Raw genomic sequence first — 11,881 nt, 5'->3', positions numbered from 1 at the left:
AATTAAACACCCGTAGGTCTTTATAACCATCATCTTATACAAAAAAAGGGAAGCCCAACGGACTTCCCTTTTTTATATCGCAATATAACCTTATTCCGCCTGCGGGGCACTAATGGCATCCACATATCTACCGGCCCAATAGGGCAACAAATAGATATAGGGGGCATATTCCCGTTTACCATCACTTCCGCCATTGTTCCTATACGCTCCATTGTGCAAATGGAGGGTCCTCTCGTCACCGGGCAACACCTCGGTATAGGTCTGGCTTCGGAAATTAGGGGCTATTTTCGTCAGGTCCTTTCTGTGGTCATTGTCTATTTTCCAATCGATCAAGTCCATTGGAAACTCGCGTAACCACCAGGCAGATTCTTCACTATCTATATTTTTTCCACCAGAAAGTGCAAAAAGATAATTCCATAGGGGATTTTTTTCGGAGCGCTCTACTTCCCAATGGCTTTTTACCGTATTAAAATGGGCTTCTTTTTGTTCTTCGGAAAAGGAATAATTAACAAATCCGGGAATGGTCAAGAAATACATCTCATCATCGGAATGGTTCCATTTATCACTTAAATCCTCTCCTTCGACAAAACCGATGACCGTAGCCGGTCTGTTGGCATTCACATCATAACCATATTTTTTTATCAACTTCTCGGCCCCTTTTTTATATTTTTTGTCTTGTGTAAAATGATAGGCCGTTTGCAGGAAAGATAGAATAAGTGTGGAATTCAGCCTGCGATCACCTACATTGGTGGGGAAGCTATTTACATATTTTGGATTCCATTTTCCCCAAGCGGTCGGCTTTCCGTTCCAATCCATTAAGTACCAATCGTTATCCATAATATGGTCCATCTCAATTTTTATTTGATGTATGGCCCTATCCCGCCATTCCTTATCCGGTGCCAGTTCAGCAAAAAGTGCGTACACGAAAAAATGTCCGCAAGATTCATCGCTACTTGTGGTGGACTTCCACCTCCAAAGTTCATCGTCTGACAATTGCCAGATCCTTCCATTTTCTTTCTCCCATTGCTTTCTCCACTCTTCGGAAAATCCATTGGCGTGTAGCCCAACTTCATAGCCGTCCCTTTCAAAAGACCTTGCCGGAAAGCCTTTTAGATTGGGAAGTGCCGTTAACCGCTCCATGGCCTCAAAGGCTTCGTAGGCGTTTTGCTTGGCATCTTCTGACTTGGTTACTGCATATCTAAACAACTCCCCTGCCAAGTACATAGAGGTCCAAAGTCCATCATTATCGGTATCGTGAAAGTAGCCAGTAGAAAGGTCTCCAGGTGTTCTCATGGCCAAATCGGAAGTAAAACCGTAACGTATATGCCGTAACCGCTGAATTTCTTGAAAATACTCCGCTTTTTGCGCCAGTGTCATGGGTACGAAGTTAATTTTACTCATCCCTTTTTGAGTGAGGACCAACACACTTCCGTCAGGACCTTCTGACAAGTCTACTACCTCATCGTCTACCAACCATCGCTTTGAAGCGTAATAATCGTATTTACCATCTTCACGTAGTTTAAAAGCCCCTTTGGTTGAACCGAACCATAGACTTCCGCGAATATTTTTTACAGTTGTAATTTCTGTCCAAGGCAGTTTTTGGTCCAGTTTATTTGGGGCAAATGTTTTGCGATCCAAAATTTGTACCCCATTGGTAGTCCCCAAAACAATGCTGTCTTCATGGAAAGTGAAGGCCGTTAAATTAGTGGCGTCAAACACTTTTTTTGCTGTTTTTGAACTACTATCCACTTGGTACAGTCCTTCTGCCGTTAAAAGAAAAAATTGATCGGAATTAGAGTCGTAGTGCGCGGATATCGGCTTTAGGTTATCGATGGAAGACCTCCAAATTTCTTGGTTGTCCTTAAAAATAACAAAATCGTTTTCCCCCGCTATAAGGGTCAAAAAATCAGGGCCCATGCCCATAGCCTTAGGAGCCTTTATGTTATGGTTGATGTATAACTTTCCGGCCCAAGCATTGCTTAAAACTGCCTTGTCCGTTAAATAAACAAATTGACCTTGGTACTCGCTCATTGCTACAATGTTCATATCTAGCAATGGTCTATATTGTAAATCTTGCCGGATTTGTTTTTCATGTGGGAGCATCAGGCCTTGGCTGCTATGAACTTTAATGGCCTTATTGCGGTCACTGGCAATTAGAAGCAAGTCTATATTCCCTTCCCCCTCTTCCAAAGTGAACTTTTCAGCACTATCCTGAAGAAACGACTGATCTGTGACCGTTTGTGCCTTGGTGGCGAATCCTACTAGTAAACAAAAACCTAAGAATAATTTTTTCATATTTTATATATATTGTAGAATCGATAAAAATAAACGTATGTGAACTAAGTCGTACCACTATTCTTGATGAATACCTATGGTATTTTAACCTATTCGGTTTTTAACATTTAAAGAATTAAAATAAAATTTTATAGGCATTTCCGTTACATCCCAAAAAGGCCAACAAAGTTGCTACATCAAAATGTATAGGTATACGGTTGATTACATATGTTTATTCGGTCAATCCGTCTTTAGGAATTATACTTTTTAAGACCTGGGAATTTTGTCTTCAGGATCAAAGACCTATCGAAAAGCAGGCTAATATTCTATGCATTTAATTGGATTAGTAAGTATGTCTTCTCCCCTTTTACAAACCAAAAAAAGCGCTTACCCTTGGAGGGTAAACGCTTTTTAAATATAAAGGGACCGTTACTTAATACCTAGTCCAAATCTATAATACCAACAACTTCATAGGCTCTGGTGCCATTTACCTGTACTTTCTCATATAGAATATTGCCGTACTCGTAATAGCTCTGCCCGTCTATGGTTACTTTTTCATAATCGTCCGGGAGTTCATATACAATTGTCCCTATTTCCGGTTCTACAACTTCATATTCATTTCCGATCTGGGTATAGAAAGTACCGCTTACCGTAAAGTAGATATGGTTATTAAAACGAACTCTTCGATAATTGGCAGGTAAGGTATTTATTCTAAAACCTATTTTGGGAGCAATTACAATATAGCGGCCTCTGGAATAGGTATAAAATCTGTTGTTGGAATAGTAGTAATTTTGCCCTTGGTACTTCACTACTTTTCTGTTGGGTACTGTTCTAACAGAAACAACCTTCTTTGTAGGGGTCCTATAAACCACTCTTTTACTGGACACCCTATTTGGTGTCTTTTTGGTTACCGTTCTAGTTGTTTTGGTTGTGGTAGTTGTACGTGTCCGCGATTGGGCAGTACCCATGTACATAAACCCTATAAGTAATATGGACAGGACGAAATATGTTTTGCTATTTGTTTTCATAGGTCATAAATTTTAAAATGTTAAACTTTAAAGTATACTTATACTCCTTTGACCTAAGTTTTCAATTTTGGTTTAATCCCAATAATTATATTTTATGGGATTTTGGACAAAATGTTGTTTTCTCTCGATAAGGGCAAGAATGGCCCCCTACCTCTGCCCTACCGTTAAATTTGAGTTCAATCCAAAAAAACCGTACCTTGTTAGTTATTATGCGTGCATAGTAAAAATAACGATAAAAATGACCAAATACACACATATTTTTGAACCCTTGGATTTAGGATTTACAACCTTAAAAAACCGTATTCTAATGGGTTCCATGCATACAGGACTGGAAGAGCAAAAAAATGGCCTTGAAAAAATAGCAGCCTATTATGCCGAGCGGGCAAAAGGTGGTGTTGGCTTGATTGTTTCAGGTGGAATTGCCCCGAACGTACAAGGTTGGACGGCTCCCTTTTCTGCACGTATGAGCAACAAAAAGCACGCAACGCACCACAAAATAATTACAGAGGCAGTACATAGGGAAGGCGGTAAAATATGTATGCAAATTTTACACTCCGGACGTTACGGCTATCATCCTTTAGCGGTGGCCCCTTCGGCCATAAAGTCGCCCATTACTCCCTTTAAGCCATTTAAACTAAAACCATCTGGCATAAAACGTACGATCCGCGATTTTGTGAATTCGGCCAAACTAGCAAAATTGGCGGGCTATGATGGTGTGGAAATTATGGGGTCTGAAGGTTATTTGATCAACCAATTTATTGCAGAAAAAACAAACAAGCGTACGGACGATTATGGGGGAACCTATAAAAATAGAATTCGCTTACCCATAGAGATAGTAAAACAGACACGTGAAGCTGTGGGAAAGGAATTTATCATAATCTATCGTTTATCCATGTTGGATTTGGTGGAAAAAGGTAGCAACTGGGAAGAAATAGTAGCCTTGGGAAAAGAGATTGAAAAAGCCGGTGCCACTATTATAAACACAGGAATTGGCTGGCATGAAGCACGAATACCCACCATTGCAACATCGGTACCGAGAGCTGCCTTTACTTGGGTGACCAAAAAAATGAAGGAAGAACTTTCCATTCCGTTGATTACTTCCAATAGAATAAATATGCCGGAAACCGCCGAAAAAGTATTGGCGGAAGGTCATGCGGATATGATTTCGATGGCTCGGCCATTTTTAGCGGATCCCGAATGGGTAAACAAAGCACAAGCAAATAAATCAGACGAAATAAACACCTGTATTGGTTGTAATCAAGCCTGTTTGGACCATGTTTTTGCCCAGAAAGTAGCCAGTTGTTTGGTAAATCCGAGAGCATGCCATGAAACCGAACTAAATTATCTACCAGCTGAAAAAAAGAAAAAAATTGCCGTTATAGGTGCCGGCCCTGCCGGTTTGGCCGCAGCAACCATTACAGCACAAAGGGGACATGAGGTGACCCTATTTGATGCCGACAAGGAAACTGGTGGACAATTCAACATGGCAAAACAAATTCCAGGGAAGGAAGAATTCTATGAAACCATTCGATATTTTAATACCCAATTGGCATTACATAATGTAACCGTTAAATTAAATACCCGGGTAAACGCCGAAGATTTAAAAAATGAATATTTTGATGAGGTTATATTAGCTACTGGAATTGTACCAAGAACTCCAAAAATTGAAGGGATAGATCATCCCAAAGTATTGAGTTATATTGATGTTTTAAAATTAAAAAAGCCAGTTGGTAGCCGGGTTGCGGTTATAGGTGCAGGAGGAATTGGTTTTGATGTGTCCGAATATTTGGCACATGAAGGTGAGAGCACCGCTTTGAATATTGACGCTTGGTTAAAGGAATGGGGCATAGACAAGACCATGAAGGCCCGCAGCGGAATTGAAGGTGTACAGGCCGAAGTCCACCCCTCGCCAAGGGAAATTTTTATGTTGAAGCGCAGCAAGGGAAAATTTGGTGGTGGCCTTGGCAAAACCACTGGTTGGATACATAGAACCAGCTTGAAAAATAAAAACGTACAGTTCATCAACCAGGTGCAGTACACCAAAATTGATGATGAAGGCTTGCATTATATTCAAAATGGAGCGCAAAAAGTGTTGGCAGTAGATAACGTTATCATTTGTGCAGGTCAATTGCCATTTAAGGAATTATTGGAACCTTTGGAAGCAAAAGGCATAAAAGTACATGTAGTTGGTGGGGCAGATGTGGCTGCCGAATTGGATGCCAAACGCGCCATAGATCAGGCCAGTAGGCTGGCAGCAAAGATTTAAAAGTACTTTATTAGTTTTGGAAATTCATGGTAACGGTATTATAATGGAGGGCTGCACCCGAGACCATACAACAGATTCCCAATACTTGTAAATTCCATCTACAAAGATGGAAGCGAATTCCACAACTCAAGAAAACGTTTACTATAGCCCACTGCAGTTTCGTTTTGCTCGAAGTAGACACTAATTTCATTGGTATTGTAAAAACTGTTAAAGGTCCAATTATGACTTCCGATTACAACTTTACTTTTATCAATTATCAAAACTTTGGAATGCAATAAGGTGTCCTTCTTATCGAATTTTACTTTTACCGATGTTGTTAATAGCCGCTGTACTAGCGGACTATTAATGAGCAAGCTCTTATAAGGCTGTCCAACATCGTCTTGATCTAGGATTACCCGTACATCAATCCCATTGGCGGCAGCAAGTTCCATGGCCTTTATCAACTCTAGAGGTCCTAATTGTTGAGGATTCCCCGTAGATAGAGTACCTAGGAACATCATAAGATAAATCGACGTATTGGAAGCTTCAATCTGACTTTTTACAAAAGGCAGGTAAGCTTCCCGTAATAAAACCGAACCCTGACCTGGTTTAAATTGGGCTTTGGTCTGTGCACAGACATTCCTACGGTTTGCCCATTCGGTTATAGCACTGGCCTTTACTCCTTGGACTTTTGAATATCGTCTTGTTGACTGTTCCTGAACCATCTCCAACAAGACATTGAAGCGTTCAAAACCAGTAGTATCGTTTTGGTTTTGATTTAGAAATTTACTTCTATCCCCATAGAAATAATCCAATTCTGAAACATCCATTAATTTTAGTAGCGAATCTATCCCTGGATTGGAAACAAACTCTGAAAGTAAAGGCGATAAGAAATATACTCCGCTGGAATCTATATAGGTTAATTCCTTTAACTGCGCTACTTTGGAAGGTCCAATGCCATTTATTTGGATAAGATCATCCACCGAGGTCAATTTTGGCCTTTGACTTACAAATTTACCAATCTCCCAGGCCAGCTCATTACCGATACCGGGCAATGCCTCTAACTGTGCTATCCTAGCACTTCGAATTTCCAATTTTGTAACATTGAACTCTTTGCCATAATGCATTCTTTTTTTTAGTCTCAATTTCCTATAGTTATCCGAAATACGCATCAACCAATAGTGAACTTCCTGCGTTGCATTATATAACAAAAAAGACTGTTCATTCTCATCGGAAACAACATCATCCTTGACCACGTATTGGGTAACTGCCCTTGAAATTCCTATAATTCGATTTATCAGGACTTCTTTCTGGGACATTGTCCATGGATCCTTGGTCATCAAGGCACTCCAAGTTTCTACCAATGGTTTTACAGTTGTTTTCTTTAGTTCCATTTAATTTCATTTTAAGGTTTAGGCAACCCTTTACCCAGTTCCCATTGGCGTAAAAATTCGGACTCCAATAGAAATACTGCATCCCCTTTCAACACTATGGCGTCCTCTATATTTAACCGGAAGCCGTCATCGGTCCAGTTCTGGCTTCCCACAATAGCCATCTCGTCGCAAATGACATATTTGGCGTGGGAACCCAATTGTGTGTTATCGTGAACACTTCTGCGATGGGGAACTCCAAATTCCTTAAGATATAATCCAGAAGCCAAATTTGCCGCTGCAATATCGGCCGTATTTAAATGCCCAGCCAGCAGGACCCTTACATCCAGTCCATGTAGTTTTTTATCTATAAGTGCCGTGGTTAATGCCAACACCTTTCCTCCGATATCGCGCGAAGGTCTTATATCATAGATAAATAAAGAGACCCAAATATGATGGGTTGCCCTTTCTATGGACCCCAGCACAAAGTCAAAATATGCGCGATCGGCTAAGGGAGCTATTTCAGTTTGTGTAAAAGGTATCATATGAAATCTAAACTTTTGAGTTCTTTAATACGTTTTTCAAGCTGAGATATCCGCTTTTTAAAAACCAGATCCGTTTCCATGGACAAGGCTTCCTTTTGCTGCAATTGTATGAAAGCATCAGTTTTCTTGTCCCCTTCCATAAAGGTGTTGTGGATAACGTTATGCCTTATATTGCGCATTATCCAAATATTAGCCTTGCTTGTTGCCCTGTAGGCATTATACAATCGTCTCAACTCCTGCGCAGCAATGTAGGTCGTTACAGCTTCTTTTTTATCCATTTTACTATTTTTAAAATTCTCCGCTCCAGTTCAATCCTGGACCGTTATCCCAAGAGGGCGAAAGTTCTGTATCCCCAATCGGAATACCGGTAGGAAAGTCATCGAATAGTCCCCCATCATCGTAGTCGCCAGGGTCATCCGAATCCCAAAATCCTGGATCGTCCCAGGGCTCTCCTGGTTCAAATAAGTCACCGAAATCAAAAGGATCAAAATCTGAATCATCATCATCAGATGAAAATTGATTATCGCAAAGTTCACATTCCAAGCATTCCGCAAAGCAACCAAGATCTGGATACGACATAATACATTTAATTAAATTTGTTGAATTCCATAAAAATCAAAAGACCGATCAATAAAGGATCTTAATTCTTCCATGGTGTATACCTCCTTATAAAGGAGTCTAAGCCTGCCCAGTTCACTGGGCTTTTCAGTTGTACTAACATTAAGAATGGCCTCCAGAGCTGCAGTTTTTGCCTGTTGAAGACCACCTATTTGCTGCGATCTACGAAATATATTTAGCGCTTGTCTAGCAGTCTTTGCAGGCGCACTCGGAATGCGCGGGATTTCTATAAAATTTTCAAATGTTAAAGCCATTTTTTGGTATAATTAAAAACGTGTTTCTTCTAGATAGTCTAATCTGTTGTTACTTCATTGATTTATTTCCCAATGGCAATCAAAGTAATTCCTCCTTTTATCGAACCATCAATCTTATTTCTATTGACAATTTCTAAGCCTACTGCATAGCCCTTACGGGTACCAAAATCCGGAATGGTCATTTGGAAGGCGGTGACCGCTACAAGCCGATTCATGTCAGTAAACGGTTTTAAATCCCTTTTAAAATGCTGATGACTTCCTTTGCCGGAGTGGATGGCCTTAAGTATTGCATTGGTCTTTTTAAAGATTTCACCCTGTTTATCTAGGCTAAGTCCTTTACCGCTTGTCGTAATCTGCATAATTCCTTTCTCACTTTTCATTCCTATTTCATGGGAAGTTTTTGCTGCTACTTCCACTTTAATACGGGCTAACGTCTGTTTATCCTTCAATTGAGTAATCTTCAATTCCTGTAAAGCCGGATGCTGAAGGACCATAACCTGTCTTACAGACAAAGGACGGAATTCAATGGTTTCCAGTGTATTGGGCTGATGCACAAGATTGAATGTATAAGTGCTACCCTGTGGAACAATGTTCAGGTTCTGCTGACCAATATGCCGGTCCAACCTTGGATCCAGGGCATTTAGATCGAAAGGTTTGTCCAAAGGACTAAATGAATAGGTCCGTGCGAACAGGCATTTATGGCCCGACTCTGAAGCTGGTACAGTATATCTCATTATTGCTTCGTCATTACTTGCAGGTAACAAAAGGCCTTGTAATTGGGTCAGACCAAGTAATTTTGCAACCGTCGTGTTAAAGCCTAGGCTTGGATCTGTTAGAAAAAATTCCACTTTGGGATAAGGAATCATGAGATCGCCCCTATTATTTAGGCGACAACGGATATTATAAGTATTACCTGCATATAATTCCGTGGTGTTTATACCGGAATTAGATATCGGATTAATTGTAATATCTGGTGAATTCCAGAAATTAATCCCGGAGAAAGGCCTTATCCCTATATCCCCGTTATAGGAGCGAATATAAAGAAAGGAACTTTCCTTGAAATGGTCCGGTTTCGGCCGCTTATCCTTACCTCTATAGATCTTTGCAAGTTGATCAGGTACTTTTTTGAGGTACTCTTCCCTGGATTTTCTGAGACCACTGATATAACCAGCAGCTTTTTTAACATTTACTGACATCTTTAGGTGTTTTAGTGTTAGTTGTACTTAATGCCCGATAAAATCAAGTTTCACGGGAGTAATCGCCTGTCCGTTCTGCTGTTGATCGTTCTGCAACAACTCTTTGGGGGCTTCAGGGGCGTTTGGACCAGATTCATCCTTCTGTGTCCAGCATGTATAGGCGTAACCACGATCTGCATCCAAGTTGAATTCTGGGATTTCCTTATTTTTAATAAGGCGGTCATAGAGTTCCTCTGTAAGGTCCATTGCATTTCCCAGAGTAGGCAAACCCCGCTTTTCTTTTATCGCTGTAGCCAAATAATCCTTAAGCTTTTGCTCATCCCCTTCCAGTTGAGTTAGAAAGTCAATGAATTTTCTATCCAAGGGGATATTTCCAAAAGCATAGTGCAGAGGATCTTGCTGGAAATAGGAATCTGGCCCTGGAATTGCCGCATTGGGTTCTGAGGCAGTTTCGGAGGTTGGAGGGTACACCAAATGCTTTTCTTTGTGAAACAGTTGATCTAGAAATCCTCCGCCATCAAGTAGAACCTTTAATTTAGGCAAGCTGCCTTTAAGATCTCTTGAATCAAAACCAAAGGGATCGTCAAAAGATGTATTCTTAAACTGGTCAAAACGAACTTCGTTCATATGCTCGGTCATCGGGTAAGCCAGACCATTAAAGGATACCCCCAGCCTGAAAGTCTGGAAGGCATTATATAAATGCTCATAAATTAAGCAAGCCGCATATCGAATACCAGCAACAGTAAGGGTCGTCAGCGCCCCTAAAACCGCATCGATCAAGGCCAGTGCTGCCGCCACAGCTGCAATTATCAGAGCAGCCAGTATTATAAAAATAGCTAGGATATTGAAACTTCCGGCCAAATCTGCCGCGTCTTCCAAAAAATCTCCTATATCGCCAAGATTATCCATGGCCGTTTCCCAAACTTCTTCCAACTCCTCGGTGAGGGAATAAGGTATGGGTTCGGGCAAGGTTCCGGTTTCGGTAGCCGACCTCATCCATTTATACCATAGGCGGTAAGCAGCATCCACATCTCCTTTGGAAATCGTCCGACCATATTCGTTATCGTCCATGTTTCCCGTATTGTAGATTTCGTTCATGGTATCCGCAATTAGGTCTGCAAGATCGTCCGGCAGTTGTGTATTTCTATCGGGTTCAGGATTTGCTGCATCAATAGGAGCTATATTTCCTGTAAAATTAAAATTGTAAAATGCATGGAGTTGTGAGCGATTCCAATCGGTACCTGAGGTATGTTGAAACATATGAAAGACATCCTGAAAATTCTCTCCTGTCTTATGTCTTTGCGATTGTGTTCTGTAAGCACCCCCGCTATTAATATTCACAAACGGATGACCAACGGTATCTCCTGTCACGTGGGTCAGGTACCCCAGCGCATAGAGATGTAAGGGAGAATCTGGACTCGTCTTATCTACCAAGGCCTGGGCAAACCTACCGGTTTTACGATAATGCATGGCATCAAACCACCACCACTCCCCTTTGGTCTGTCCATCACGATAAGGATGTTCCAGCAGGTCGTAAAGATTAAAATCTGTGATAAATTTCTTAATCATTTCGGTAAGGTTGGCCAGTAATCCATCAACCACCTGTTGCATATCACCAAAAAGTTGTTCCAATTCTGTAAGGGTGGACGAATTTTCTACGACCGCATCTGCAGCAGCGTCCAATGCCTCCAACGCATCTATCACTGGTTGGGGAACCAAACCTTTCAAGGTTTCTTTTATATCGTCTATGGCATCATAAACTTCATAGTAGATTTTAACGGCATCACCCAAAGGCAGACCGGTCCAATCTTTGGTGTTGAAAAAGAGAAAATCCGGTCCCTGACACCCTAAAAAGAGGTAGGGGAAATTCTCACTTTTGGTTAACAATTCTTGAAGCTTTTCGTAATCTGCATCATCGCCCAGTCCATTACCAGACTGAATGCGTTGTTTAAGCTCCTTTGCGATAAGATGATGTATAGCAGGTCCCGGCATAACTATATGTTTAGAGTTGAACAAAGTTTCATCGGGGAGCAAAATAAAAGTACGAATTATATTACAAGAAAAAAGTTTAAGATGTGTAGTTTGTAGTGTTTTATGTACAAATGAAACGAACCCATGTATAATTAAGTAGTTGACGAGTAAGCATTTATTAACTAGAACCAATATTTTAACATAAACAAAAAAAGAAAGTAAGTCTACTTTGACATTCTCGCCATTGTCAAAGAAATTATGTAGATGATAAATTAAATTATATTGTTAATTATCTAATTACGGATACTATAGGCCCTATAAGGTATCTGGAATTCAAATATATCAAGATATAAAAATATAGTTTGGAGATATGGTGCTTT

The 11,881-nt window shown here is 40.5% G+C and carries 10 protein-coding genes; 1 reads left to right on the top strand and 9 read right to left on the bottom strand.

Annotation, left to right across the window (positions count from 1 at the left end):
- Positions 1 to 90: 90 nt before the first annotated feature.
- Positions 91 to 2,295 (bottom strand): hypothetical protein, encoded by a 2,205-nt coding sequence (locus KO529_RS12260; protein WP_215948170.1) that lies wholly within the window; start codon positions 2,293 to 2,295, stop codon positions 91 to 93.
- Positions 2,296 to 2,714: 419 nt separating this feature from the next.
- Positions 2,715 to 3,302, bottom strand: a complete 588-nt coding sequence (locus KO529_RS12255) for a DUF6515 family protein (RefSeq protein WP_215948169.1) — start codon at positions 3,300 to 3,302, stop codon at positions 2,715 to 2,717.
- A gap of 238 nt (positions 3,303 to 3,540) precedes the next feature.
- Between KO529_RS12255 and KO529_RS12250 the strand changes: the two genes are divergently transcribed.
- Complete coding sequence (locus tag KO529_RS12250) at positions 3,541 to 5,568, top strand: NADPH-dependent 2,4-dienoyl-CoA reductase (RefSeq protein WP_215948168.1); 2,028 nt, start codon at positions 3,541 to 3,543, stop codon at positions 5,566 to 5,568.
- A gap of 98 nt (positions 5,569 to 5,666) precedes the next feature.
- Here KO529_RS12250 and KO529_RS12245 read toward each other — a convergent pair whose 3' ends face one another.
- The 7 genes from KO529_RS12245 to KO529_RS12215 all read right to left on the bottom strand — a co-directional run bounded on the left by KO529_RS12245 (position 5,667) and on the right by KO529_RS12215 (position 11,522).
- The gene (locus KO529_RS12245; RefSeq protein ID WP_215948167.1) at positions 5,667 to 6,941 is read right to left on the bottom strand and encodes a phospholipase D-like domain-containing protein; all 1,275 of its coding nucleotides are present in this window, start codon (positions 6,939 to 6,941) and stop codon (positions 5,667 to 5,669) included.
- 11 nt (positions 6,942 to 6,952) lie between these two features.
- Positions 6,953 to 7,462, bottom strand: a complete 510-nt coding sequence (locus tag KO529_RS12240) for a phospholipase D family protein (RefSeq protein ID WP_215948166.1) — start codon at positions 7,460 to 7,462, stop codon at positions 6,953 to 6,955.
- Positions 7,459 to 7,740 (bottom strand): hypothetical protein, encoded by a 282-nt coding sequence (locus KO529_RS12235; RefSeq protein ID WP_215948165.1) that lies wholly within the window; start codon positions 7,738 to 7,740, stop codon positions 7,459 to 7,461. Before KO529_RS12235 ends, KO529_RS12240 begins: the two co-directional genes overlap by 4 nt.
- A gap of 10 nt (positions 7,741 to 7,750) precedes the next feature.
- Positions 7,751 to 8,041, bottom strand: coding sequence for a hypothetical protein (locus tag KO529_RS12230; RefSeq protein WP_215948164.1), 291 nt, complete (start codon positions 8,039 to 8,041; stop codon positions 7,751 to 7,753).
- Positions 8,042 to 8,052: 11 nt separating this feature from the next.
- A complete protein-coding gene (locus tag KO529_RS12225; protein ID WP_215948163.1) occupies positions 8,053 to 8,334 on the bottom strand; it encodes a hypothetical protein in 282 nt (93 codons plus the stop codon).
- 62 nt (positions 8,335 to 8,396) lie between these two features.
- Positions 8,397 to 9,530, bottom strand: a complete 1,134-nt coding sequence (locus KO529_RS12220; protein WP_215948162.1) for a hypothetical protein — start codon at positions 9,528 to 9,530, stop codon at positions 8,397 to 8,399.
- Positions 9,531 to 9,557: 27 nt separating this feature from the next.
- Positions 9,558 to 11,522 (bottom strand): zinc dependent phospholipase C family protein, encoded by a 1,965-nt coding sequence (locus KO529_RS12215; protein ID WP_215948161.1) that lies wholly within the window; start codon positions 11,520 to 11,522, stop codon positions 9,558 to 9,560.
- Positions 11,523 to 11,881 lie beyond the last annotated feature (359 nt).

Source organism: Arenibacter algicola (assembly GCF_018860365.1).
Classification (GTDB): Bacteria; Bacteroidota; Bacteroidia; order Flavobacteriales; family Flavobacteriaceae; genus Arenibacter; species Arenibacter algicola_B.
This window is presented reverse-complemented; position numbering and strand designations above follow the sequence as displayed.